This window comes from Rhizobium sp. CB2179 (genome assembly GCF_057653455.1).
Genome location: NZ_CM172781.1, coordinates 1,305,222 through 1,328,850, shown reverse-complemented (window position 1 = coordinate 1,328,850; position 23,629 = coordinate 1,305,222). Strand labels below are relative to the sequence as shown.

The following is a 23,629-nucleotide window of genomic DNA, read 5'->3' as shown; positions in this document are numbered from 1 at the left end:
TTCCTCCCCCGGGGTCGCAGATCAGCCGTAGCGGCCGGTGATGTAGTCTTCCGTGCGCTTGACCTTCGGCGACTGGAAGATCTCGGCGGTCGGGCCGTATTCCACCAGTTCGCCCAGATACATGAAGGCGGTATTGTCGGAAATGCGGCTTGCCTGCTGCATGTTGTGGGTGACGATGACGATAGTGAACTCCGTCTTCAGCCGGGCGACCAGCTCTTCCACCTTGGCAGTCGAGATCGGGTCGAGGGCGGAGGTCGGCTCGTCGAGGAGAAGCACCTCGGGGCGAAGCGCCACGGCACGCGCGATACAGAGGCGCTGCTGCTGGCCGCCGGAAAGGCCGAGGCCACTGCCATTCAATTTGTCCTTGACCTCTTCCCAGAGCGCTGCCGAGCGCAGCACCTGCTCGACGCGGACGTCCATCTCGGCCTTGGAGATGCGCTCGTGGTGGCGGATACCGTAGGCGATATTGTCGTAGATCGACATCGGAAAGGGCACCGGCTTCTGGAAGACCATGCCGACGCGGGCGCGCAGTTCGTTCATCGAATAGCCAGGGTCAAGGATGTTCTGGCCGTCGAGCGTGACGGAGCCGGTGGCGCGCATCTTCGGGTAGAGCATGTAGATGCGGTTGAGGATGCGCAGCAGCGTGGACTTGCCGCAGCCGGACGGGCCGATGAGAGCCGAGACCTGACGCTCGGGAAAGCTCAGGGTGACGTCGCGGATCGCGTGGGTTTCGCCGTAATAGAAGTTGACGCCGGTCAGCGCCATCTTGTCGACTCTTGTGGCCAGGTGGGCGGGACGAGGTTCGAAGGCTTTGTTCTCAAGCATCATTTCGCATTCCTGCGGTTGAGGATGGCGCGGGAGCCGACGCTGAGGAGAAGCACGATCGCCGTCATGACAAAGGCACCTGCCCAGGCAAGATTCTGCCATTGCTCATAGGGGCTCATAGCGAACTGGAAGATGACGACGGGAATATTCGCCATCGGCTGCGACATGTCCAAGCTCCAATACTGGTTGTTCAGAGCCGTAAAAAGGAGCGGCGCGGTTTCGCCCGAAATGCGGGCGATCGCAAGGAGGATACCGGTCAGGATACCTGTGGAGGCAGCGCGGTAGAGTATGTTGACCGTTACCTTCCAGCGCGGGATGCCGAGCGAAAGTGCTGCCTCACGCATGACATCAGGAACCAGCCGCAGCATCTCGTCGGTCGTGCGCACCACGACCGGCAGGAAGATGAAGGCGAGCGCGATGCCGCCGGCAAAGCCGGAGAAGCGTGACGTCGGGCGGACGACCAGTTCATAGACAAACAAGCCGATGATGATCGACGGCGCCGAAAGCAGGATATCGTTGACGAAGCGGATTGCCTCGCCAATCTTCTTGCCGCGGCTGAACTCCGACAGGAAGGTGCCGGCCAGCACGCCGATCGGCGTACCGATGATAACAGCGAGAGCGACCATCATCAGGCTGCCCATGAAGGCGTTGGCGAGACCGCCGCCATCTTCGCCGGGCGGCGGCGTCATTTCCGTGACGAGACTGGGGCTGAGCGCGGACAAGCCGTGTATCAGCGTCGTCCAGAGGATCCAAACCAGAAAGACCAGGCCGACCACGGTGGCGATGCCGCAGAGCGACAGTGCGATCATGCTGCCGATCTGGCGACGACGGTATAGGGAACCCGAATGAGTGGTCATGATTACTCTCCCCTCTGTCTTGCCATGCGCACCAGCATGAGCTTGGCGGCCGCCAGAACGATGAAGGTGACAACGAAGAGGATGAGACCGAGCGCCGAGAGCGACGACCTGTAGAGGTCATCCGAAGCTTCGGCAAATTCGTTAGCGAGCGTCGCAGCGATCGACGTGCCGGGCTCCATCAGCGACACCGCGATGTTATGGGTGTTGCCGAGTACGAAGGTGACCGCCATGGTCTCTCCGAGCGCGCGGCCGAGACCAAGGAAGATGCCGCCGACGACCGCGGTGCGGGTGTGCGGGATGACGATGTCGCGCACCACTTCCCACTTGGTCGAACCAAGCGCATAGGCCGATTCCTTCAACTGCGCTGGGACGACCAGGAAGACGTCGCGCGTGACCGAGGAGACGAAGGGGATGATCATGATTGCCAGCACGATGCCCGACGTCAGCATGCCGATGCCGAGCGGGGCGCCAGTGAACAATGCGCCGATTACCGGGATCGGGCCTAGCCAGTCGATCAGCACCGGCTGGACGTAGTCCGACATGAAGGGGGCAAAGGTGAAGAGACCCCACATGCCGTAAATGATGCTGGGGATACCGGCGAGAAGCTCGATGGCACCGCCGATCGGGCCGCGAATGGAGCGCGGCGCAACTTCGGTAATGAAAACGGCGATACCGAGGCTCACGGGAACGCCGATGATCATGGCGAGCGCCGAGGTGACCAGCGTGCCGTAAATCGGTACTAGGCCCGAGAACCGCTGGGCAACCGGATCCCATTCCATGCCGGTCAGGAAGCCAAAGCCGAAGGTTTGGAACGCGAGAAACCCGTCCCAGACCATGGAGAACGCCGCTGTGAACAGTGCGACAAGAACAAACAGGCCGCAGCCGAAAACTATCCAGTAAAAAATACGATCGCCTGCGGCGCCGTCGCGGCGCTTCACGCCCGCGGTTGTGGCGGGCAGCGATGCCATTGCTTCGCTCATGTCCGTACGCTCTGATGCTTTGAGGGGTGTCAAAGACATTCGGGGCGGAAAGCCTCGCTTCCCGCCCCGACCGCAGTTTCGTCAGGATCAGCCCTTGAACGAGGCCGTCCAGTAATCCTCGATCTGCTTCACCAGGGTTTCCGGAAGCGGAACGTAATCGAGGGCAGAGGCTTCCTTCTGGCCGTTTTCGAGCGCCCACTTGAAGAAGGCGAAGGCAGCCTTGGAGCGAGCCGCATCTTTCGGCTCCTTGTACATGATCGCCCAGGTCGTGGCGGTGACCGGCCAGGCCTTTTCGCCCGGAGCATTGGTCATGATCAGGTAGAAGTCCTGAGCCTTGGTCCATTCGGCGCTGGCGGCAGCAGCCGAGAAGCTTTCCGCATTTGGCTTCGGATACTGGCCTGCGGCGTTCTGGATCAGAACGTAGGGCAGCTTGTTCTGCAGAGCGTAGGCGTATTCGACGTAGCCGATCGAATCCTTGACGCGGGTGACGTAAGCGGCGACGCCTTCGTTGCCCTTGCCGCCGATGCCGACCGGCCAGTTGACGGCGGTCCCTTCGCCGACCTTGCTCTTCCAGTCTTCGTTGACCTTGGAGAAGTAGTTGGTCCAGTTGAAGGAGGTGCCCGAACCGTCCGAACGGTGGACGACGGCGATCTGGCTGTCGGGCAGTTTCAGGCCGGGATTCAGATCGGCGATGGCCTTGTCGTTCCACTTGGTGACATTGCCGAGGTAGATGTCGGCGAGAACCTTGCCCGTGAGCTTCAGTTCGCCCGACTTGATACCCTTGACGTTGATGACGGGCACGATGCCGCCGACGACGAGCGGGAACTGACCGAAGCCGCCAGTCGTCAGGTCTTCCGGCTTCATCGGAGCGTCGGACGCGCCGAAGTCAACCGTTGCAGCCTTGACCTGGGCGATGCCACCGCCCGAACCGATCGACTGGTAGTTCAGCTTGTCGCCGGTCTGCTTGTTGTAGTCCGCAGACCATTTGGACAGGACGGGATAGACGAAGGTGGAGCCGGCGCCGGTGATGTCGGCGGCGGACGCCGAAACCGCCAGAGCGGCAACCAGGCCGGCGCCGAGGCAGGCCGAAAGAAGTTTATTGCTGAGCATATGAAGCGCTTCCCTAATGGATTTGAAAAACAACGAGACCAGCGCCATGGAGGGGGTGTCCATTGTCTGGGGCGCTGAAATTCCCGTCACAGCAGGCGGGCTAGGCGCGTTTTATTACAGTTTGATGACGGAATTTGACGGTCGCAACCAACCGTGGGCCGTGCCGCGAATGCTGCAGTTACGGCCTTTTCATTGAATCGCGGATTTAACAAAGCCTTAGCAAAAACATCGGGATAGATTGACGCATGGCTGTGGTGGATTGCCGCAGCGATGCCTGGAAATGTCGTTTTCAGGATTTCGATATGCCGGGCCGCTCAGGCCCGATGCCGAATTCGTGGCCTTTACGAGATCACGCGGCCGACTCTTCTCGCAGCCTGCTGGATATGTCGCATGCCGACATGGGTTTTCCGAGCATATAGCCTTGAAGCTGGTCGCAGCCGGCGTCTCGCAAGATCGCCGCCTGACGGCTATTCTCAATACCTTCCGCGGTCACGGGAATCTGCAGAGCAGTCGCCAGGGAGATGGTTGCCCGAAGAATATCGGCGCCATTTGCGGTTTCATCGAGAGCGGACACCAGCGAGCGGTCGATCTTCATGCGATCAAACCCAAACTGCCGCAATGCACCGATGCTGGCGTAGCCGCAGCCAAAATCATCAAGAGCAAACTTTATGCCGACGCGCTTGAGCTGGTCTATCGACCGACGGGCCTGATCCGGATTTGTCATCAGAACGCCCTCAGTGATTTCCAGTGTCAGGCGGTTTGGATTGAAATCCAACTCCTGCAGGATCGTGATCACTTGGGCAGCAAATTCCGGATTGCAGAGCTGGATCGGCGAAACATTCACCGACAAAGTCAGACCGGGCCAGCTCTTGGCATGCCCGATCGACGTTCTCAGCATATGGACGCCAAGGGCATCGATGAGGCCGCATCTTTCAGCAAGAGGGATGAATATTTCCGGGCTGATGTTTCCCGTTGCAGTTTTCCAGCGCGCCAGTGCTTCAAGACCGGTGACAGCACCGGTCGAAGCAGAGACGAGAGGCTGGAAAACGGCTTCGATTGCGCCGCTGACGATGGCGTTTTTCAAGAGACCTTCCAGCTCGGCGACCCGTATGCGTTCCCGGTCCAGTTCGGGGTCGTATTCAATCGCCTGACCTTTGCCATTTGCCTTGGCACGATAGAGGGCCATGTCGGCTCTGCGAAGAAGCTCCAAAGGCGATATGTCTCCATCGCGCGCCGCAGCTCCGATGCTTGCGCCAACTTCGATCGTTCGCCCGTCAATTTTGAAGGGCTCGGCAAACAGCGCCAGAATCGCCTCTTCGATCTCTTCGCCTGCAGTGGATCCAACGTGCACCAGCGCGAATTCATCGCCTCCCAGCCGGGCCGCGGCCAGGACTTCGGGATGACTGGTCATCAGCGCGTTCGAGACGATCCGGATCAAATCATCCCCAACCGCATGTCCCCAAGCATCGTTGACCGCCTTGAAGCCGTCGAGGTCAACCAAGTAAAGCCGCGGCGATGAAGGATCCCGGCTCTCCAGATCCTCCAGCAGGCGGAGAAGCCCCTGTCTGTTCAACAAGCCACTCAAGCTGTCATGGCTCGCTTCGAAGCGAGCTGTTTGCGCCAGTTGGCGCAGGCGCCGCGCCTCGGATGCGCCAACCAACAGAACGCCGATCAAGAATAGTGAAAGGATGACGGTAGAAGCTGCAACATAGGGATAGACCTGATGAAACACGGCGCTTCCGGGGGCTTTGCTCGGCCAAACGAGATAGCCGATGACGGCTCCCTTCATGTCGGTGATCGGCGTGTTCAGGGATCCCGGCTTGGGGGTCGTCTCGAGGCTCAGCCCCTCGAGTTCATGTTCGTTGGAGAGAGTGTCGAGAACCTCCGACGTAAACTCCTTATAGAAACTCAGCACGCTGAACTTCGGAACCTCGGCGGCGGTCTCGAACGGCTGGATCGCCTGCGAGGCGATCAGCGCTATACCGCTTTCGGTCTTGATGAAATTGACCACCGGCGCCTTCGCCGGAGCGGCAGCAGCATTGATCTGCTGATAAAAAGCTTCCCCGAAAAACGTGCTCGGCTGGAAGGGCTTGCCTTTGGCATAGGCCGAGACGATCGAAGACCGGTCAGGGCCGGTCACGATCGCGCCGTCATAAAGCGCATAATCCTCGCTGGTTTTTCCCCAATTCTCATAGGCCCAATCCGCAGCGGCCGGAGATGAGACCGCACTATAAGCATCGTCCCATATGGCATTGTCCGTCGTTGTCCCGCTCAGGCGAGCCACAAAGGCTGCGACCGCCGCGCGGGCGGCGCGACTGGCCCTGGCATCGTCGATCTCGTTCACTGAGCGGGTCATGGTGACGACGACATGCGCCATCAGGCCAGTCAATACGAGGGCGACGACAAGGAAACAGACGGTTGTCGCAATGATGGAAGACGTTTGAGTCCGAACGTGCCTGGCTGCAAGATTCGACGACATGCAAATTCCGCAAAGATTAATTGCAAGGCCATGTCTGTGGGACGGCAGGAGACATCATGTCCGCAATGCGCTGCAGATAAGGTTTAGCATTTGCCGATGTAGGCCCGATTAATGGGTTTGGTTAAAAGCGTGCTATCCGGGAAAGAGGCGCCGCCATTCGCAGAAACGGGCCGTCATCGCCGCAAATCGGGACCGTCCGCCATCGTCAGCGTCGGTCTGCTGGCCCGCTCAAACCTTGATCACATAGTCCTTGCGAGTCGTTTCAACGACTTCCCACGTTCCCTTGAAGCCGGGTCTGAGGATCATCCGGTCGCCCGCCTTCAGATGAACCGGCTCACCGCTGTCCTCCGTCACGATCGAGTGGCCGGACAGCAGGCTGAAATATTCCCACTCCTCGTAGACGATCCGCCACTTGCCCGGTGTCGCCTCCCAAATACCGGAATAGAGGCCGCCTTCGACCTCCTCCAGATTCCAGGTACGGAAATGCGGATCGCCGGAGATAATCCGATCGGCTTCAGGGGCGCCGAACTCGGGTTCGACGCCGTCGATGCTGAAGGTGAGAAAGTTTGTCATGGTCACCATAGACTTCGTTGATCTCAGATCTTCGAGAGCGCCTGTTCGAGATCGGCGATGATGTCCTTGACGTCCTCGATGCCGACGGAAAGGCGAACCACGTCAGGCCCCGCGCCGGCAGCGAGCCTCTGCTCGTCGGTCAACTGCCGGTGCGTCGTCGAGGCCGGATGGATGACGAGCGAACGGGTATCGCCGATATTGGCGAGATGGGAGAAGAGCTCCAGCCCCTCGACCAGCGTCTTGCCCGCCTCATAACCGCCCTTGACGCCGAAGGTGAAGACGGAGCCGGCGCCCTTCGGCGAGTAGCGCTGCTGCAGGGCGTGGTTCGGATCATCGTCGAGCCCGGCATAGTTCACCCAGGCGATCTTGCTGTGCGCCTTCAGCCACTTCGCAACGGCGATCGCATTGTCGCTGTGGCGCTGCATCCGAAGCGGCAGCGTCTCGATGCCGGTCAGGATCAGGAAGGCATTGAAGGGCGAGATCGCCGGCCCGAGATCGCGCAGACCGAGCACGCGGGCAGCGATCGCAAAGGCGAAATTGCCGAAAGTGGCGTGCAGGACCATGCCGTTATATTCCGGCCGAGGGCTCGACAGCATCGGGTAATTGCCGGATTTCGACCAGTCGAACGTGCCGCCGTCGACGATGAGGCCGCCCATGGAATTGCCGTGGCCGCCCAGAAACTTCGTCAGCGAATGCACGACGATGTCGGCGCCGTGTTCGATCGGACGGATGAAATAGGGTGTCGCCATCGTGTTGTCGACGATCAGCGGCAGGCCATGGCGATGCGCGACGTCGGCGATGGCGGCGATATCGACGAAGGTACCGCCGGGATTGGCCAGGCTTTCGATAAAGATGCCGCGCGTCTTGTCGTCGATCTGGCTTTCGAAGCTTGCCGGATCGGCGGCATCGGCCCAGCGCACCTGCCAGCCGAAATTCTCGAAGGCGTGGCCGAACTGGTTGATCGAGCCGCCGTAGAGCTGGCGGGCAGCGATGAAATTCTCGCCAGGACGCATGATATTGTGGAAGACGATCACCTGCGCCGCATGGCCGGAGGCGACGGCAAGGGCTGCCGTGCCGCCCTCGAGCGCTGCGACACGCTCCTCGAGTACCGCCTGCGTCGGGTTCATGATGCGGGTGTAGATGTTGCCGAAAGCCTGCAGACCGAAGAGGGCGGCGGCATGATCGGAATCATTGAAGACGAAAGCGGTCGTCTGGTAGATCGGCGTTACCCGCGCGCCGGTCGCCGGGTCGGGCTGCGCGCCGGCGTGGATCGCCAACGTGTTGAATCCCGGATCATTCTTGGCCATGTCGTCCTCCCGTTATTGCTGACGGGAGGATCATAGCCTCTCGCGAACGAAAGTTAATCGCGATCCGTTTCAACCCATGGGCGTTCCGTGGAAAATCCGTCTCCGCGGACCGCAACTCAGGCAATAAGACGGGGATACTCGATCGCCGGGCAGCGGTTCATCACCACCTGGATGCCGGCAGCCTCCGCCTTTGCCGCAGCCGCATCGTCGCGGACACCAAGCTGGGACCAGATGATCTTCGGCAGCGGGCTCAGCGCCAGTGCCTCCTCGACGACCCCATCCAGATATTCGGAGGCGCGGAATACGTCGACCATGTCGATCGGCACGGGAATGTCGGCGAGCCGGGCATAAACGGTGCGGCCCTGGATCTGTTTGCCCGCCTGCCCCGGATTGACGGGAATGACCTCGTAGCCGCGCGACAGCAGATAGCCCATGACGCCGTTGCTCGGCCGGGCCGGATTGGGCGAGGCGCCGGTCAGCGCTATGGTCTTTATCGAATGCAGGATTCCGGCGAGGTAATCATCCGTGTAGGCGTCGTGATTCATGTCCGCTTCTCCAACTCCCGAGAGCCCTTCGGCACGGCCGGCATGTTTTTTTGGGTTTCCATGAAACCGGCTGCTGTCTTTCCCGTATATATGAATTGGATACTTCCTGAGGATGATTCGATGAAAAAAATCGCTCTTGCCCTCATGCTCGTGCTCGCCGCATCGCCGGCGTCGGCGATCTCGCGCTACAATCCGCTCACCATGAGCTGTGCCAGCGTGCGTGCCGCCATCCACAATCAGGGCGCGGTCATCTTCCGCTACCAGTCTCCCCGTGGCTTGCCGCTCTACGATCGCTATGTCCGCAACAGCAATTATTGCGACGCGACCGATTATGCGGAATGGACGCATATCCCTTCGAAAGACACTCCTCGCTGCCAAGTGCTGAACTGCCAGAACATCGACAACCTTGACGGGATGCTCTTCGTTCCCAATCATCAGCTCTGATGTTTTTCGCCGTCATGGCGGACGCAGGAACTGCGCGCCTTTCGCGGTTGCGAAAGGTTTGTGATCAATCCCGCGGTGCGATTTCGTAACGATTGCACAATCAGGAGCTTTAATTTTCCCGTATATCAAAGTTATAGAATAATATCTATATTTCAGTACCATAGAATAAACAGTTCTCGCATTCCTCTAGAGATTTTCTCTTTTTGTTCGCGATACCATCGCTCTTTGTTCCCGCATCCATTAGAAACAGCTCATAGTTGAAAGGATCGCATGGATTGAACGCATGTCGCGCGCACGTAAAAATTGCTAAAATGAGTCGCCATTGTTCACATACTGAAAGAATGCTATTCGACATATGAACGCATAAGCGACCGCCGCCGCGCATTTTCGTGCAAATCCAAGTTGTCTTTTCAGGAATTTGAAACGCCGAAGGCGAGGTGTGTTCCTCTTCCTCTCATCCTTTCCGGATTACTCCCTTGCCTCTCGACGTCATCCTGCTCGTTCTCTTCGGCGCACTGCTGCACGCGACATGGAACGCCATCATCAAGGCGGGGAGCGATAAGTCCCTCGATGCGGCGCTGATCTCGGCCGGCGGCGCGGTTTCGGCACTGCCGTTCCTGCCATTCCTGCCGTTGCCGGACGCCTCGGCCTGGCCGTTCATCGGCGCCTCTGCCATCCTGCAGTTTGCCTATTTTCAACTGGTCGCCGCCGCCTACCGGGCTGGCGATATCGGCCTTGTCTATCCGCTGATGCGTGGCTGCGCGCCACTCCTGATCGCCGCGACAAGCGGTTTCATCCTGAAGGAAAATCTTTCCGGCGGCGCCCTTGCCGGCACGATGACGATCTCGGCCGGCGTGCTGACACTCGCCCTGGAGGCGCGGCGCGGCAGCAGCCGGGCCGTCATCCTCTCGCTTGCCAATGCCTGCGTCATCGCCAGCTACACCTATGTCGACGGAATCGGCGCGCGCATCTCCGGCAATGCGATTTCCTACACTTTGTGGATGTCGCTGCTGCCGCCGGTGCTGCTGTTTTCCTGGGCAGCGTCCCAGCGCGGCGCTTTCGCTGTGATGCGTCACGTTCGTCGCAACTGGTGGCGCGGCCTTATCGGCGGCGCCGGCTCGATCGCTTCCTACGGGCTGGCACTCTGGGCGATGACGAAAGCCCCGGTCGCGACCGTCGCAGCCTTGCGCGAAACCGCAATCCTGTTTGCGCTGGTGATCTCGATCACCGTCTTCAAGGAAAAAGCCAGCATCTGGCGCTACGTCGCCGGCGTCGTCATCGCGATCGGCGGGCTGCTTCTGAGACTGGCGTGATCACTCGCCTGTCCATTCGGCCTTGCGCTTGCCAAGGAAGGCGCCGATCCCTTCCTGCGCATCCTCAGTCAGCATGTTCTCGACCATCACCCTGGCGGTATAATCATATGCCGCCTCCACGGGCAGTTCGAGCTGCCGGTGGAAGGCTTCCTTGCCGATCTTCAGCGTCAGCGGCGACTTGCTGGCGATCACAGCCGCATATTTGGAAACCACCTGCGCCAGATACTGCTTCGGCACGATACGGTTGACGAGGCCGAAATCCTTGGCGGTCGAGGCGTCGATCGTCTCGCCGGTCAGCAACATCTCCATCGCCTGCTTGCGGTGCGCGGCACGGGAAACGGCCACCATCGGCGTCGAACAGAACAGGCCGATGTTGACGCCCGGGGTGCAGAATGTCGAACTGTCCGTGCAGATCGCCAGATCGCAGGAAGCAACGAGCTGGCAGCCCGCAGCCGTTGCAAGCCCGTCGATCTCGGCGATGACAGGCTTCGGCAGATGCGCGATCTTCAGCATCAGATCGGCGCAAAGCCGGAAGGATCTTTCGAAGAAACCGACCCCCTGATCTTCATCGGCGCGATGGGCGGTGAGTTCCTTGAGATCATGCCCGGCGGAAAAGACATTGCCGGTCGAGGCGATGACGACGACGCGCACGTCCGGCTCCGCCCCGGCCGTTTCGAGCTCTTGCAGCAGCGCTTCGAGAAGCGCGATCGAAAGCACATTGGCCGGCGGGTTGTTGAGCACGAGCCGCAGCACGCCGTCGCGCAGCGAGCGGGTCAGCAAGCCGCCCTCTTCCGCTCCGGCGTCCTTCCGGAAGGATACGATTTCGGCCATGCTGCTCTCCCTGCGCTCGATTCCAGGCAGACGTTTTGCCACAAGGCGCCGGAAATTTCGAGCAGGATCCGCACTCCACGCAGAGACCGCTGCCGTCAGGACCAGAACCACGACTTCGATGTTTCTGCCCTCGCCTGCGCACGGGTCAGACCGACATCGCAAAGCTCGTCGTCGGTGAGTTCCAAAAGCGTGCGGCGGCTGCGGCGCTTTTCGAGGTGATGTTCGATCGTCATCAGCAGCCGCAGGCTCCATCGCGCCATCCCGCGAAGTCTCGACCGAACGATATCGCGAGGTGTGTCAAGGATCCCGCTTAATTCCAAGGCCATCTCTTCTTCCTTTCTTCAACGGATGAAAGATGCGCTGGAAGATGCCGCGAAAGAAGCTTATTGATATTATGATATGCATAAGGATTTCTTTTGTATGCCTCTCCACCTCGATCAGCTTGCCGCCTTCGTCAACGTCGCCGATCTCGGAAGCTTTACGGCCGCAGCCGACAAGGAAGGCCTGACGCAACCGGCCGTCAGCCTGCAGGTGAAGGGGCTCGAGCAGCGGCTTGGCGTACGCCTGATCGAGCGTGTCGGGCGGCGGGCGCAGCCGACCGCTGCAGGCCTCGACCTCCTCGTGCATGCAAGGCGGCTGCTCCAGGAATCGGCTGCCGCGGAAGAAGCGATGATGCCGTACAGAGATGGCGCCAGCGGCCGTGTGCGCATCGGCAGCGGCGGCACAGCGTCGATCCATCTGCTTCCTCGCGCCATCGCCGTTGCGAGAAAATCCATGCCCGGCCTCGAAATCACCGTGCGCATCGGCGATGCCGACGACATTCTGCGTGATCTGGAGGCCAACAGCCTCGACATCGCCGTCGTCGCCCTGCCGGCATCGGGACGGAACTTCGAGATCGAGCCGTTCTACGAGGAGGAATTGCTGGCCGTCGCCCCTGCGGGCAGCGTGATGCCCGAAGGCGGGCCGGACGCCGCCTTCATGCGCGACAGGACGCTGCTGCTTTATGAGGGAGGCAATACCAGGCGGGCGATCGACGCGTGGCTGGCTGCACTGGATACCAGGATCCGGCCTGCGATGGAGTTCGGCAGCATCGAGGCGATCAAAGAGCTGGTCGCCGTGGGGCTCGGCTGGTCGATCCTGCCGGGGCTGGCGCTGAAGCGCGACCGCGCCGGCCTGGTGACGACTTCATCGCTGAACCCGCGGCTCACGCGCCGCCTCGGCATGGTGCTGCGCCGGGACAAACATCTGACACGCGGCCTTCGCGAAATGATGAAGTGTCTGCGCGCGTTCAAAGGTTAAGAGCCGCTTTCGACCGTCGGATGCTATTTCAAACCGGCAGAGACGACGTGAAAAACGTCAAGCGCAGCAGTCCGCGACCGCGGAAATGTGAGGTATCAAAATACCACATATCTAAGTATCTGTTTTTGCTACAAAATTTTTCTAAACCTTCGGGAAGTCGATATTGACCCGATATCACATTCCCTTTATACACCGCGCCAGAACGCAGCCTATCCGGGCTGCTTTCTTTTTGGCATGCCTCGTGCCTGCCAATCCAAGCAACAAGAAACGCCCTTCAAGCCTTCGGGCCAAGGGTCCCAAAAGAGAGTATTCACTATGGCAACCTTCTCCCAGAAGCCTGCAGAGGTGGAGAAGAAGTGGGTGATCATCGACGCCGAAGGGCTGGTCGTTGGCCGTCTCGCTTCCATCATCGCTATGCGCCTGCGCGGCAAGCACAAGGCAACCTTCACGCCTCACGTTGACGACGGCGACAACGTCATCGTCATCAATGCCGAAAAGGTCGTTTTCACCGGCAAGAAGTATTCCGACAAGGTCTACTACTGGCACACCGGTTATGCCGGCGGCATCAAGGAACGTAGCGCACGCCAGATCATCGAAGGCCGCTTCCCGGAGCGCGTCCTCGAAAAGGCCGTCGAACGCATGGTTCCGCGTGGCCCGCTCGGCCGTCGCCAGATGAAGAACCTGCGCGTTTACGCCGGCTCCAACCATCCCCATGAAGCCCAGCAGCCGGTCGCCCTCGACGTTGCCGCGCTCAACAAAAAGAACGTAAGGAGCGCCTGATATGGCTGACCTCTCCTCCCTGAAGGATCTCGGCACGGTTTCCGAAGCTGCTGCTCCGGCCCACGTCCGCAAGGTCGATTCGCTCGGCCGCTCCTACGCGACCGGCAAGCGCAAGAACGCCGTCGCCCGCGTCTGGGTCAAGCCGGGCTCCGGCAAGATCACCGTCAACGGCAAGGAATTCGCGGAATATTTCGCACGTCCGGTGCTGCAGATGATCCTGCGCCAGCCGATCGTCGCGGCTGCCCGTGACGGCCAGTTCGACATCGTCGCAACCGTTGCCGGCGGCGGCCTCTCCGGCCAGGCCGGTGCGGTTCGCCATGGCGTGTCCAAGGCGCTCACCTACTTCGAACCGGGCCTGCGCGCGGTGTTGAAGAAGGGCGGCTTCCTGACCCGCGACAGCCGCGTCGTCGAACGCAAGAAGTACGGCAAGGCAAAGGCCCGCCGCTCGTTCCAGTTCTCCAAGCGTTAACCGCTTCGGACAGACGGAATTTACGAAGGCCGGGGCAACCCGGCCTTTTTGTTTGCGCTGTTTAAACCAAGGGGAAGCGTGCCGGCATGCCATTGTCGCGTTCCAGCTCCGCTGGTAGAAACTTGGCAAAGCGCTTCGGAAATGAGCGAAGCCGCAGTCAGGGTCGCATCATGGGTACAACCAAGTCCGCAGACAAATAAGCCGCAACAACTCTGCCCTGTTGTTGCGGCGTCTGTCCGGTCAATTCCGATACTGATGAAGAGACAGATCGCCGCCGAATGAAATCATTTGAGCGGGTTCTTTCCCATGTCTTATCCCAAAATCCAGCAATGGACCTATTCCCTGCCGGCAGCCTTGCTGCTTATGGCACCTTTCGACATCCTGGCCTCGCTCGCCATGGATATCTATCTGCCGATCGTGCCGGTCATGCCGGAGGCGCTCGGCACTTCGCCGGCGGTCATCCAACTGACCCTCAGCCTCTACATGCTCGTGCTCGGTGTCGGCCAGATCGTCTTCGGCCCAATTTCCGATATTATCGGACGACGGCCTGTCCTGCTTGGCGGTGCTGCACTCTTTGCCGCGTCATCCTTCCTGCTTGCCGGCTCCTCGTCGGCGCCGGTCTTCGTGGTCTTGAGATTGCTGCAAGCAGTCGGCGCGTCGGCGACCCTCGTCGCGACTTTCGCAACCGTGCGTGATGTCTACGCCGGGCGTCCCGAAAGCAGCACGATCTATAGCCTTCTCGGCTCCATCCTCTCTTTCGTGCCCGCACTCGGCCCGATCATCGGAGCCGTGATCGCGGATCGCTTCGGCTGGCGCGCCATCTTCCTCGTCATCGGCCTCCTTTCGGTTGCCGCGCTTTTCAACGCCGGCATGCGATGGCACGAAACCCGCCCTGCCGTTACTGCGAAGATCGATGTCCGCCCGATCCTGACAAGTCTTCCCTTCTGGGTTTATACGGGCGGCTTCAGCACGGCGATGGGCGCCTTCTTCGTTTTCTTCTCGACGGCACCCCGTATCCTGATCGACAAAGCCGGTTTTTCCGGCATCGCCTTCAGCTTCATCTTTGCCACGGTGGCGCTGGTGATGATCGTGACGGCGCGTTTCGCCAAAGGCTTCGTCATGCGCTGGGGCATTGCAGGCAGCCTTGCCAGAGGCATGGCAATACTGCTTCTCGGCGCCGTGCTGCTTGCCTTTGGAGAGTTGTTTCTGCTGCCTTCCCTCGTCAGCTTCGTCGTGCCGATGTGGATCATCGCGATCGGCATCGTCGTTGCGACGGCGGTCACCGCCAACGGCGCGCTCGACGCCTTTGGCGACACGGCGGGAACGGCGGTCGCGCTCTACTTCTGCGTCCAAAGCATCATCGTCGGCTTTGCCGGAACCTTCTTCGTGATTCTGCTCGGCGGCGACAGCGCCTGGCCACTCGTGGGCTATGTCTCAGCGACCGCGCTGACGACGCTGGCTGGATTGTGGTGCCTGCGGGAGCCGGTCCGATAGGCAGCGAGCGAATGACGGTCGCTCGACGATAACGAGCGGCCGTCGTCCGAACGATTGCTTGAAATCCGTCCGCACCTCGCCTACGCCTTTCTGCGCGCGGGGGATCGGCCAATTCCTTCGCAAGAGACCCGACGCTCTGGCGTCGAACGGCGATCCTGCAATGCAGCGTCCGTATCGAACGCGACTATGATTTTGCGACCGAAAAAGGAGCATGATTTGGCGAACAGATCGATTGACCACGCCTTTACGGCGACCAGCCTCACCTCCGCTGCCAGCGACCCGACCTTTGCCGGCGCCCTGTCCTTCATGCGCCGCCGCTTCACCAAGGAGCTCGCCGGCGTCGACGTCGCCGTCTGGGGCATTCCCTTCGATGCCGCGACATCGAACAGGCCGGGCACACGCTTCGGGCCGCAGGCGATCCGGCGCGCCTCGGCGATCTTCGACAATGATGCGCAATACCCCTTCAACCGCGAGCTCTTCGCCGACATGGCGGTGATCGACTACGGCGATTGCCTGCTCGACTATGGCAATCATCAGGACACGCCAGCCGCTATCGAACGCCAGGCGAATGTCATCCTCGATAGCGGCGCCTTCCTGCTGACGCTTGGCGGCGATCATTACGTCACCTGGCCGCTGCTGAAAGCCCATGTGGCAAAACATGGCCCTCTCGCGCTCGTGCAGTTCGACGCCCATCAGGACACCTGGTTCGACGAGGAACGGCGCATCGACCATGGCTCTTTCGTGGCGCGAGCCGCCCGCGAAGGCATCATCGATCCAGACCGGTCGATCCAGATCGGCATCCGCACCCATGCGCCTGAGGATTGCGGCGTCAATATTCTCTACGGTCATCAGGTCGAGGAGATGAGCGCCAGCGATATCGCCTCGGCGATCATCTCCCATACGCGCGGGGCGCCGGCCTATCTCACCTTCGATATCGATTGCCTCGATCCGGCCTTTGCGCCGGGCACCGGCACGCCGGTTTCAGGCGGACCTTCGAGCGCCAAGATCCTCTCGGTGCTGCAGCGTCTGCACCAGCTCGATATTCGCGGCGCCGACGTCGTCGAGGTATCGCCGCCCTACGATCACGCCGATATCACCGCCATTGCGGGGGCAACGGTGGCGATGTATATGCTGGGGCTTCATGCCGAGCGACGCGCCATCGCCGTGTCACAAGGCTGACCTATCATCCTCAAACTGAATCCGGAAACCTTCAGAACCCATTGAAAGCGCAGGTTTAACATGGCACCGAAAATCTTCATCGACGGCGAACACGGCACGACGGGTCTGCAGATCCGCACGCGCATGGCCGGCCGCCGCGATGTCGAACTTCTGTCCATACCCGAAGCCGAGCGGCGCAACGCCGCCTTGCGCGAGGATATGCTGAACGGCGCCGACATCGCCATTCTCTGCCTGCCCGACGATGCGTCGAAGGAAGCGGTGCAGATGGTTTCGGCCAACAACAATGTGCGCGTCATCGACACCTCGACCGCCTTCCGCATCAATCCCGGCTGGGCCTATGGTTTTGCCGAAATGGACAGCGCCCAGGCCGACAGGATCAGGGCCGCCCGTTTCGTCGCCAATCCTGGCTGCTATCCCACCGGAGCGATCGGCCTCATCCGGCCGCTGCGCGCCGCCAGCATCCTGCCGGACGGCTATCCGGTTACGGTCAACGCAGTCTCCGGTTATACCGGCGGCGGCAAGCAGATGATTGCGCAGATGGAAAACCCGGATCACCCGGATGCGATCACCGCGCCGCATTTCCTCTACGGCCTGCCGCTCACCCACAAACATGTGCCCGAAATGACCGTGCACGGCCTGCTCGACCGCGCGCCGATCTTCTCGCCGTCCGTCGGCAAGTTTGCTCAAGGTATGATCGTGCAGGTGCCACTGCATCTCGACGATCTCGCCGAGGGCACGACGATGGAAAGCATCCATGCGGCCCTCGTTGCCCATTATGCCGGCCAGGATATCGTCAGTGTCGTGCCGCTGACAGAAAGCAGGGCTCTGCCCCGCGTCAATGCCATCGAGCTCGAAGGCAAGGACACGATGAAGCTCTTCGTCTTCGGCACCGCAGGCACTTCGCAGGTGAACCTCGTGGCGCTGCTCGACAATCTCGGCAAGGGCGCATCGGGCGCCGCCGTCCAGAACATGGACCTGATGCTCGCCTCGTAAGGCGCAGACGACGGCATCGACGTGATGCCGCTCGAGCTTTGTGTCGATGTCTTCATCATGATCTTTCCCGCGGCCGCCTCCCTCGGCGGCCGCAGCATCGCTTTCGGCTCGATCATCGGCGACGATTGGGCTATGAGAGCAGACCTTCCTTGCCCGCCATTCCCGAATCACGGAGCCTGATGTCATGACGCTCGATGCGCTGGTCGATGGCGTGCACGCATGGTTTACGGCTGCCCTGCCCGACCACGGCATCTATGCGCTGATGGCCTTTGCTTTCATCGCCGGGCTTGCCCGCGGCTTTTCTGGCTTTGGCGCCGCGCTGATCTTCGTTCCGCTCGGCGGCGCGATCGTCGGCCCGAAGCTGATCTCACCGATCCTGCTCGTCATCGACGGCATTGCGTCACTCGGGATGATCCCGCCGGCCTGGCGCGGCGCCAACCGACCCGAGGTTTTCGTCATGGCGGCAGGTGCTGCGCTCGGCATCCCAGCCGGCACGGCGATCCTGACGTTGCTCGATCCGCTGCTCTTGCGCTGGAGTATCACGATCATCGCCATCTGCCTGCTTGCGCTGCTGGTATCGGGATGGCGCTATCACGGGGAGGCGTCCGCACCACTCACCAGCGGCGTCGGGCTGATTGCCGGGCTTTTCAGCGGCGCTGCGCAGCTCGGCGGGCCGCCGGTTGTCGCCTATTGGCTCGGCGGCAAGAGTAATTTCACCCGCGTCCGGGCGAATGTGGTGCTCTATTTCTCGATTTCGTCCGTCTTCAGCGCCATCAGCTATTATTTCGGCGGACTGTTCGTGCCTGCCGTCTTCGCGCTCACCGCCGTCATTCTGCCGAGTTATGCGGTCGGGCTCTATGGCGGCTCGAAATTGTTCGGGCTTGCCGAAGAACGGACCTTCCGCATCGCCTGCTACGTCCTGATCGCCGCCGCCGCCATCATCGGCATGCCGCTGCTCGACAGCGTACTGCGGTAGATCCCCCGAGCTACGGCCACTCGCCTCAATCGCGCTCGGCGATCATCGTCCCACGCGGATATTCGCCGTAAAAACCGCGCCAGTTGGCGACGGCGAAACCGAAAACTACCAGCGCACCGGCCTGATGCAGCAGGCCCCAGTGAAGCGGCACCTGCATCAGCAGCGTGGCGATGCCGATTGCCGCCTGCAACGTCACCAGCGCGAAAAGCACGATGGCGCGGCGTGCGTGGGTGGTCCAAGGTGCTGCGCGAAGGGCGATCATCATGTTGATCAGCGTCAATGCGAAGAGCGTATAGGCGCCGATGCGGTGGATGAACTGCACCGTCTTCGGGTTCTCGAAGGCATTGATCCAGAAGGGCTGCTGGATCAGCAGATCGGAGGGGATGACGGCACCATCCATCAGCGGCCAGGTATTGTAGGAGAAACCGGCGTCGAGCCCCGCCACCAGCGCGCCAAGATAGATCTGGAATAGCGCGAAAATGGCGATCGCCGCGGCAAAACCGCGCGAGCTTCCGGTCGGCGCCGGATCGTCGGAATGTCTGGAGAGACCGCGCATGATCCACATGCAGCCGGCAAAGATCAGGCAGGCCATGACGAGATGCGTCGCCAGCCTGTACTGGCTGACGTCGGTGCGGACGGAAAGGCCCGAGGACACCATCCACCAACCGATAAAACCCTGCAGGCCGCCGAGCGCCAGGATGCCGACGAGCGGCCAGCGCAGACGCTTTTCGATCCGCCCCGTCAGCCAGAAATAGATCAGCGGCAGCGCGAAGATCACGCCGATGCCGCGGGCGATCAGCCGATGCGCCCACTCCCACCAGAAGATGCCTTTGAACTCATCGACGGTCATGGAACTGTTCAACTGCTGAAATTCGGGAATGCGCTGATAGAGGCGGAATTCCTCCTCCCATTCGGCAGCCGACAGCGGTGGGATGACGCCGTGGATCGGTTTCCACTCGGTAATCGACAGGCCGGAATTGGTCAGCCGCGTGGCGCCGCCGACGAGCACGAGACAGAAGAGCGCCAAAAGCACGAAGCCCAGCCAGAAGCGCAGGGCGCGGCGGTCGCGATTCTGCCTGCGCATTTCGCTCAGGATCGCCTGTTCCGTGGTCAGGTTTGCGACGGCCATGATGTCTCCTTCTATCCGGCAGTTGATTTGCCCCACCGGCTCATGCAAAACAAGCCCCGAACCTTTGCGGCATGCCGTCGCGCCGGTTCCCCCCTCCATGCCGAGAGATAACCGATGCCCGTCCGCCTCCGCAAATTCATCGGCACGATCCTGATCATCGTGCTCGTGCTCGTTTATGCGCTGGTGGCGAATACGATCGCGGTGGCGACGCTCGGCAACGCGCCCTGGTGGGGACATCTGCTCTATTTCCTGCTCACCGGCCTGCTCTGGGTGTTGCCGGCGATGGTTATCATCAAATGGATGGCCGGCCCCCCGCTGCGCTAAAGCGCGTCGCGATCTTTCAGATTCGCTTGTCGCGCTTTAGGTCTTTGTTTTTACGCATGTCGTTGTCGCAAAACCGCGGCACACTTTTGCGCGACATGCTTTAGGGCCATTAACGGCCGAATAACCGTGATCCGCGGAAAACCTCGCCCAGCGCGTGCGGTTAAACCAAATATACGTCTGGCATACCTACCTTCCCGTTCAGCATTCTTGACCGGAGAAAATCGTGCAGACGCAAAAGCTCGATGTCCATGAACAGCCGTCCGACGACGTGGCGCTGGCCGATACGGCCATTTCGCGCCTGCGCCAGCTGAGCATGAAACTCGCCATGGCTGAAATCGACATCGAAGTCTTCGATACGATGCAGCCGCTGGAGGATGAGTGGAGGGCGCTGGAGCGCGACAATCTCCAGTCCCTGCATCAGAGCTACGACTGGTGCGCCGCCTGGGTGAGCGCCTTCCAGCGGCCGCTTGCGATCCTCAAAGGCACTCATGCGGGTCAGACCGCCTTCATTCTGCCGGCCGAGATCGTCAAGTCTCGCGGGCTCACGACGGCGAAATTCATCGCCGCCGATCACAGCAATATCAATACCGGCCTATTCGCAGAGAGCTTTGCCGAAGCCGGCAGGATCATCGCCCCCCATGAGTTCGCCGGCCGGCTCCGGCATGCGCTGAAGGGCCGCGCCGATCTGCTGCTGCTGCAGAACATTCCGCTGGAATGGCGTGGGCGCGAGAGCCCGCTCGCCGGGCTGCCGGTGGTGCAGAACCAGAATCACGCCTATCAGCTGCCGTTCCTTCCCGCTTTCGAGGACACGCTGAAGCAGCTCAACGCCAAGAACCGGCGCAAGAAATTCCGTGTTCAGTCGAAGCGCCTCGAGGCGGCCGGCGGCTTCGAATACCTCATTCCTCGGACATCGGAAGAACAGCACGGCCTGCTCGATATCTTCTTCCGCCTGAAAAGCGCCCGTTTCGCCAGCCTTGGCCTGCCCGACGTCTTTGCCGATAGGGAGACGCAGACCTTCCTGCACGGTCTCATCGACAAGCGGGACGACACCAGGCAGTATTTCGGGCTGCAGATGCATATGCTCCGGCTCAAGGGCGAACTTGAGGGTAAGATCGCCGCGATATCAGGCATCTCGCGCAAGGGTGACCATATCATCTGCCAGTTCGGCGCGATCGACGAAGAGCTCGTGCCGGATACTAGCCCCGGCGAATTCCTCTATTGGCAGACCATCTCGGGACTGCATGGCAAGGGTGTCGCACTGTTCGATTTCGGCCTCGGCGACCAGACCTACAAGCGTTCCTGGGCGCCGGTCGAGACCGCGCATTATGACGTGGTGCTGCCGGTATCGCCGTTCGGCGTCGTCGCCGGCGCCGCTCACCGGATCGTCACCCACGGCAAGGCGCACATCAAGGCGCGCCCGAAGCTCTATAAATTCGCCCAAGGCATCCGGGCACGGATCGGCTAGCCGTTCAAGCAGCCCGGCCGAGGGTCTGTTCGGCCGCTTCGCCGCCCGACATCAGCACGACGCGCTCATAGCCGGCAGCCTGGAATTCCGTCATCAGTGCAACGAAAATGGTCTCCTCGACCTCAGGCAGCGAGAGAATGATCTCGACGTCCCGGCTGCGCGTCAGCCGCGAGACGCCGGCGACATCGGCCGAACCGCATTCGACCACCACGAGGTCATAGGCGGCGGCGAGTGCATCGAGCAGCAACGACAGTCGGTCGACACCACGCATGGCGCGGCGCACGTCGCTCTGGCCCCGGGGAATGAGATGGGCATCGGAAAGGCGGTCGCCGTGGATCGTATCGCCGAAGGCAGCCTCGCCGCAAAGCAGATCGGTGACACCAAGGGCGGCCGGGTCCTCGGCCATCAGTTCCGTGGGGTAGCCGGAGCCGGTCATATCGATCAGGATGACGCGGTGACCGGCATCGGCGAGCATGCGGGTCAGCGAAACCGTCGCCGCCGAGCCGCTGTCACCAGTCGGAGATATGGCGATTGCCAGCGGCGCGCGGCTGCCGGTGAGATAATCCGCAACTGAGGCGACGGAGAATTCGTTGTCATCCTCCGGCTCGTCCTCTGGCGCCTCATCGGCAACCTTCACGTCCTCGATCGTATCCTCTTCCTCCGCGACGACGGCGAGCATACTCGGCTGAACGGGTTTTCCGGCGGTAGCGGCGATCGGAGTGGCCTGCGGTATATGTTTTTCCTCGACGACCGCTTCTGCCTCGATTGTCTCTGAAGCCAGATCTGTAGGGCGGAGCGCCCGGCCGCTGAAGAGTTCGGCCAGCATGATGACGATGGCGCTCATGATCAGCGTCGCGACGGCAGCGACGACGACGATCGGCACCACCTTCGGGAAATAAGGATCGACCGGCTCGACGGCCTTGGAAACGATCCGGGCATCGGCTGGGCTCGAATTGCTGTCGGCGCGGGAGGCGGCCTCGCGGTAGCGCACCAGATAGGTTTCGAGCAGTTGGCGCTGGGCGTTCGCCTCACGCTCCAGCGCGTTGAGACCGACCTCGTCCTCACCGGCGCGGGCGCTGGTGGCCTGCACCGTGTCCGATTGGCGCTCGAGTTCGCTCGCGCGGAGATCCGCGACCTTGGACTCGTTTTCGATGCTCGCCAGGATCTTCTGCGTCTCCTGGCGGATCTGGGTACGGATATCGGAGAGCTGGGCGCGCAGGCTTTTCAGCCGCGGATGGTTGTTGAGAAGGCTGGTCTGCAGATCGGAGATCTGCGACTGCAGGCCGGATTCCGTCCCCTTCAGCCGCTGGATCGCCTGGGAGGACATGATGTCGGGCAGCGTATCGGAGGCTTCGCCCGAAGACAACGCATTGCGCACCGCCTGCGCCCTCGCCTCGGCATTGGCCTTGTCGCCCCGCACGCGTGTCAGTTCGGCGGAGATATCGTTCAGTTGCTGGGCCGGAAAAGTGGTCGTGCCGTTCGTCTGCAACAGCCCGTGCGCGGTACGGTATTCGGCGACCTTCTTCTCGGCTTCACTGACCTTCCGGCGCAGGCCTTCGATCTCCGGCTCCAGCCAGCGGGTCGCCTCGGAGTTGGAATCGAGCTTGGCGCCGCTCTGGGTCGAAAGATAGACATTCGCCATCGCGTTCGGGATGGCGGCGGCGAGCTTCGGGTCCTTGGAGGTGAAATTGATGCCGATGACGCGTGAACCCGGCACCTGATAGACCTGCAGGCGTTCGACGAAGGCGTCGATGACGCGCTCTTCCGGCGGATTTTCCAGCGGGTTCTTCTTCAGGTGCAGCTTCACCAGGATGCTGCTCATGGCTGAACCGCTGGCGGCATCGTCGAATTCCGGCAGGTTATAGAGCTTCAGATCGTTGATGACCTTCTTGAGGAGATCGGCCGATTGCAGAAGCTGCACCTGGCTAGCGATGTTCAGCTCATCCATCAGAGGGCCGGCGCTGGCGTCGTTGATCTGCTGCGTGCTGGCGAAGGCCGGCGCCCGAGGTTCGATGAGGATACGTGTTTCGGTGCGATATTGCGGCGACATGATCTTGGCGCCGGCAAAGGCGACGCCCGCCCCCACGAGGGTGATTGTCAAAATCCGCAGACGGCGCGCCCAGACCGCACGGACCAACTGGCCGAGGTCGATGTCCACATCCTGATCACGAGCTACGCCGGACATGCTCTTACTCCACAACAAAGGTGCCGTAAGCGTAAACGACCATGGTAACTCAACGGTTAATGGCGATCTCAC

General features: G+C 61.1%; 23 protein-coding genes. 11 read left to right on the top strand and 12 right to left on the bottom strand.

All coding sequences use genetic code 11. The features are described 5' to 3' along the window. Window positions 1-21 precede the first annotated feature (21 nt). From pstB to AC244Q_RS06630, 8 genes are all read right to left on the bottom strand, one after another. Complete coding sequence (pstB, locus tag AC244Q_RS06665; RefSeq protein WP_128406369.1) at window positions 22-828, bottom strand: phosphate ABC transporter ATP-binding protein PstB; 807 nt, start codon at window positions 826-828, stop codon at window positions 22-24. Then, window positions 825-1,682, bottom strand: coding sequence for a phosphate ABC transporter permease PstA (gene pstA / locus AC244Q_RS06660; RefSeq protein ID WP_113545968.1), 858 nt, complete (start codon window positions 1,680-1,682; stop codon window positions 825-827). The genes pstB and pstA overlap by 4 nt, the downstream gene beginning before the upstream one ends. A 2-nt stretch (window positions 1,683-1,684) precedes the next feature. Beyond that, on the bottom strand, window positions 1,685-2,662 hold the full coding sequence (gene pstC, locus AC244Q_RS06655) for a phosphate ABC transporter permease subunit PstC (RefSeq protein ID WP_012756944.1): 978 nt from the start codon (window positions 2,660-2,662) through the stop codon (window positions 1,685-1,687). 87 nt (window positions 2,663-2,749) lie between these two features. After that, window positions 2,750-3,772: a phosphate ABC transporter substrate-binding protein PstS gene (pstS, locus tag AC244Q_RS06650; RefSeq protein WP_113545970.1), complete on the bottom strand. Its 1,023-nt coding sequence runs from the start codon at window positions 3,770-3,772 to the stop codon at window positions 2,750-2,752. A 349-nt stretch (window positions 3,773-4,121) separates the two neighbouring features. Then, window positions 4,122-6,251, bottom strand: a complete 2,130-nt coding sequence (locus AC244Q_RS06645) for a bifunctional diguanylate cyclase/phosphodiesterase (protein ID WP_128406368.1) — start codon at window positions 6,249-6,251, stop codon at window positions 4,122-4,124. 228 nt (window positions 6,252-6,479) lie between these two features. Further along, a complete protein-coding gene (locus AC244Q_RS06640; protein WP_128406367.1) occupies window positions 6,480-6,824 on the bottom strand; it encodes a cupin domain-containing protein in 345 nt (114 codons plus the stop codon). 23 nt (window positions 6,825-6,847) lie between these two features. Next, entirely contained in the window at window positions 6,848-8,131 is a 1,284-nt protein-coding gene (locus AC244Q_RS06635) for an O-acetylhomoserine aminocarboxypropyltransferase (protein ID WP_128406366.1), read from the bottom strand. Between the two features lie 116 nt (window positions 8,132-8,247). Further along, entirely contained in the window at window positions 8,248-8,676 is a 429-nt protein-coding gene (locus AC244Q_RS06630) for a CoA-binding protein (RefSeq protein WP_017993605.1), read from the bottom strand. Window positions 8,677-8,796: 120 nt separating this feature from the next. Between AC244Q_RS06630 and AC244Q_RS06625 the strand changes: the two genes are divergently transcribed. Together AC244Q_RS06625 and AC244Q_RS06620 are read left to right on the top strand one after the other, a co-directional pair. Beyond that, entirely contained in the window at window positions 8,797-9,120 is a 324-nt protein-coding gene (locus AC244Q_RS06625; protein ID WP_026157315.1) for a hypothetical protein, read from the top strand. 476 nt (window positions 9,121-9,596) lie between these two features. Then, window positions 9,597-10,433 (top strand): EamA family transporter, encoded by an 837-nt coding sequence (locus AC244Q_RS06620; protein WP_113545972.1) that lies wholly within the window; start codon window positions 9,597-9,599, stop codon window positions 10,431-10,433. Here the strand turns inward: AC244Q_RS06620 and AC244Q_RS06615 are convergent, their stop codons facing one another. Both AC244Q_RS06615 and AC244Q_RS06610 read right to left on the bottom strand, forming a co-directional pair. Continuing rightward, window positions 10,434-11,264, bottom strand: coding sequence for an enoyl-CoA hydratase (locus AC244Q_RS06615; protein ID WP_128406365.1), 831 nt, complete (start codon window positions 11,262-11,264; stop codon window positions 10,434-10,436). It abuts the gene before it with no gap. A 95-nt stretch (window positions 11,265-11,359) separates the two neighbouring features. Next, window positions 11,360-11,590 carry a DUF1127 domain-containing protein gene (locus AC244Q_RS06610; RefSeq protein WP_128406364.1) on the bottom strand — a complete coding sequence of 77 codons (231 nt, stop codon included), beginning with the start codon at window positions 11,588-11,590 and terminating at the stop codon, window positions 11,360-11,362. A 94-nt stretch (window positions 11,591-11,684) separates the two neighbouring features. Here AC244Q_RS06610 and AC244Q_RS06605 point away from each other — a divergent pair, with 94 nt between their 5' ends. The 7 genes from AC244Q_RS06605 (at window position 11,685) to AC244Q_RS06575 (ending at window position 18,454) form a co-directional block, all read left to right on the top strand. Next, a complete protein-coding gene (locus AC244Q_RS06605) occupies window positions 11,685-12,563 on the top strand; it encodes a LysR family transcriptional regulator (protein ID WP_128406363.1) in 879 nt (292 codons plus the stop codon). 315 nt (window positions 12,564-12,878) lie between these two features. After that, a complete protein-coding gene (rplM, locus tag AC244Q_RS06600) occupies window positions 12,879-13,343 on the top strand; it encodes a 50S ribosomal protein L13 (protein ID WP_003558420.1) in 465 nt (154 codons plus the stop codon). Between the two features lies 1 nt (window position 13,344). Further along, a complete protein-coding gene (gene rpsI, locus AC244Q_RS06595) occupies window positions 13,345-13,812 on the top strand; it encodes a 30S ribosomal protein S9 (protein WP_003558419.1) in 468 nt (155 codons plus the stop codon). A 306-nt stretch (window positions 13,813-14,118) separates the two neighbouring features. Continuing rightward, on the top strand, window positions 14,119-15,306 hold the full coding sequence (gene cml / locus AC244Q_RS06590) for a CmlA/FloR family chloramphenicol efflux MFS transporter (protein ID WP_128406362.1): 1,188 nt from the start codon (window positions 14,119-14,121) through the stop codon (window positions 15,304-15,306). 216 nt (window positions 15,307-15,522) lie between these two features. After that, complete coding sequence (gene speB / locus AC244Q_RS06585; RefSeq protein WP_113546003.1) at window positions 15,523-16,485, top strand: agmatinase; 963 nt, start codon at window positions 15,523-15,525, stop codon at window positions 16,483-16,485. 60 nt (window positions 16,486-16,545) lie between these two features. After that, window positions 16,546-17,478 (top strand): N-acetyl-gamma-glutamyl-phosphate reductase, encoded by a 933-nt coding sequence (argC, locus tag AC244Q_RS06580; protein ID WP_128406361.1) that lies wholly within the window; start codon window positions 16,546-16,548, stop codon window positions 17,476-17,478. A gap of 184 nt (window positions 17,479-17,662) precedes the next feature. Beyond that, entirely contained in the window at window positions 17,663-18,454 is a 792-nt protein-coding gene (locus tag AC244Q_RS06575) for a sulfite exporter TauE/SafE family protein (RefSeq protein ID WP_003558410.1), read from the top strand. Between the two features lie 25 nt (window positions 18,455-18,479). Here AC244Q_RS06575 and AC244Q_RS06570 read toward each other — a convergent pair whose 3' ends face one another. Beyond that, window positions 18,480-19,583 (bottom strand): COX15/CtaA family protein, encoded by a 1,104-nt coding sequence (locus tag AC244Q_RS06570; RefSeq protein WP_012756930.1) that lies wholly within the window; start codon window positions 19,581-19,583, stop codon window positions 18,480-18,482. Between the two features lie 114 nt (window positions 19,584-19,697). On the opposite strand from AC244Q_RS06570, the gene AC244Q_RS06565 reads away from it, so the two are divergent. After that, the gene (locus AC244Q_RS06565) at window positions 19,698-19,907 is read left to right on the top strand and encodes a DUF2842 domain-containing protein (protein WP_012756929.1); all 210 of its coding nucleotides are present in this window, start codon (window positions 19,698-19,700) and stop codon (window positions 19,905-19,907) included. 223 nt (window positions 19,908-20,130) lie between these two features. Then, window positions 20,131-21,372 (top strand): GNAT family N-acetyltransferase, encoded by a 1,242-nt coding sequence (locus tag AC244Q_RS06560; RefSeq protein ID WP_128406360.1) that lies wholly within the window; start codon window positions 20,131-20,133, stop codon window positions 21,370-21,372. Between the two features lie 4 nt (window positions 21,373-21,376). On the opposite strand, the gene AC244Q_RS06555 is transcribed toward AC244Q_RS06560, so the two are convergent. Further along, entirely contained in the window at window positions 21,377-23,557 is a 2,181-nt protein-coding gene (locus AC244Q_RS06555; protein WP_128406359.1) for a GumC family protein, read from the bottom strand. Between the last annotated feature and the right edge of the window lie 72 nt (window positions 23,558-23,629).

Excerpts from the sequence above, each read along its gene's own strand:
- cml (WP_128406362.1), top strand. The coding sequence starts at position 14,119 with ATGTCTTATCCCAAAATCCAGCAATGGACCTATTCCCTGCCGGCAGCC.
- AC244Q_RS06635 (WP_128406366.1), bottom strand. The coding sequence starts at position 8,131 with ATGGCCAAGAATGATCCGGGATTCAACACGTTGGCGATCCACGCCGGC.
- pstB (WP_128406369.1), bottom strand. The coding sequence starts at position 828 with ATGATGCTTGAGAACAAAGCCTTCGAACCTCGTCCCGCCCACCTGGCC.
- pstS (WP_113545970.1), bottom strand. The coding sequence starts at position 3,772 with ATGCTCAGCAATAAACTTCTTTCGGCCTGCCTCGGCGCCGGCCTGGTT.
- pstC (WP_012756944.1), bottom strand. The coding sequence starts at position 2,662 with ATGAGCGAAGCAATGGCATCGCTGCCCGCCACAACCGCGGGCGTGAAG.
- rpsI (WP_003558419.1), top strand. The coding sequence starts at position 13,345 with ATGGCTGACCTCTCCTCCCTGAAGGATCTCGGCACGGTTTCCGAAGCT.
- AC244Q_RS06570 (WP_012756930.1), bottom strand. The coding sequence starts at position 19,583 with ATGGCCGTCGCAAACCTGACCACGGAACAGGCGATCCTGAGCGAAATG.
- AC244Q_RS06645 (WP_128406368.1), bottom strand. The coding sequence starts at position 6,251 with ATGTCGTCGAATCTTGCAGCCAGGCACGTTCGGACTCAAACGTCTTCC.
- AC244Q_RS06575 (WP_003558410.1), top strand. The coding sequence starts at position 17,663 with ATGACGCTCGATGCGCTGGTCGATGGCGTGCACGCATGGTTTACGGCT.
- AC244Q_RS06610 (WP_128406364.1), bottom strand. The coding sequence starts at position 11,590 with ATGGCCTTGGAATTAAGCGGGATCCTTGACACACCTCGCGATATCGTT.
- argC (WP_128406361.1), top strand. The coding sequence starts at position 16,546 with ATGGCACCGAAAATCTTCATCGACGGCGAACACGGCACGACGGGTCTG.
- pstA (WP_113545968.1), bottom strand. The coding sequence starts at position 1,682 with ATGACCACTCATTCGGGTTCCCTATACCGTCGTCGCCAGATCGGCAGC.
- AC244Q_RS06565 (WP_012756929.1), top strand. The coding sequence starts at position 19,698 with ATGCCCGTCCGCCTCCGCAAATTCATCGGCACGATCCTGATCATCGTG.
- rplM (WP_003558420.1), top strand. The coding sequence starts at position 12,879 with ATGGCAACCTTCTCCCAGAAGCCTGCAGAGGTGGAGAAGAAGTGGGTG.
- AC244Q_RS06625 (WP_026157315.1), top strand. The coding sequence starts at position 8,797 with ATGAAAAAAATCGCTCTTGCCCTCATGCTCGTGCTCGCCGCATCGCCG.
- AC244Q_RS06555 (WP_128406359.1), bottom strand. The coding sequence starts at position 23,557 with ATGTCCGGCGTAGCTCGTGATCAGGATGTGGACATCGACCTCGGCCAG.
- AC244Q_RS06605 (WP_128406363.1), top strand. The coding sequence starts at position 11,685 with ATGCCTCTCCACCTCGATCAGCTTGCCGCCTTCGTCAACGTCGCCGAT.
- AC244Q_RS06640 (WP_128406367.1), bottom strand. The coding sequence starts at position 6,824 with ATGACAAACTTTCTCACCTTCAGCATCGACGGCGTCGAACCCGAGTTC.
- AC244Q_RS06615 (WP_128406365.1), bottom strand. The coding sequence starts at position 11,264 with ATGGCCGAAATCGTATCCTTCCGGAAGGACGCCGGAGCGGAAGAGGGC.
- AC244Q_RS06630 (WP_017993605.1), bottom strand. The coding sequence starts at position 8,676 with ATGAATCACGACGCCTACACGGATGATTACCTCGCCGGAATCCTGCAT.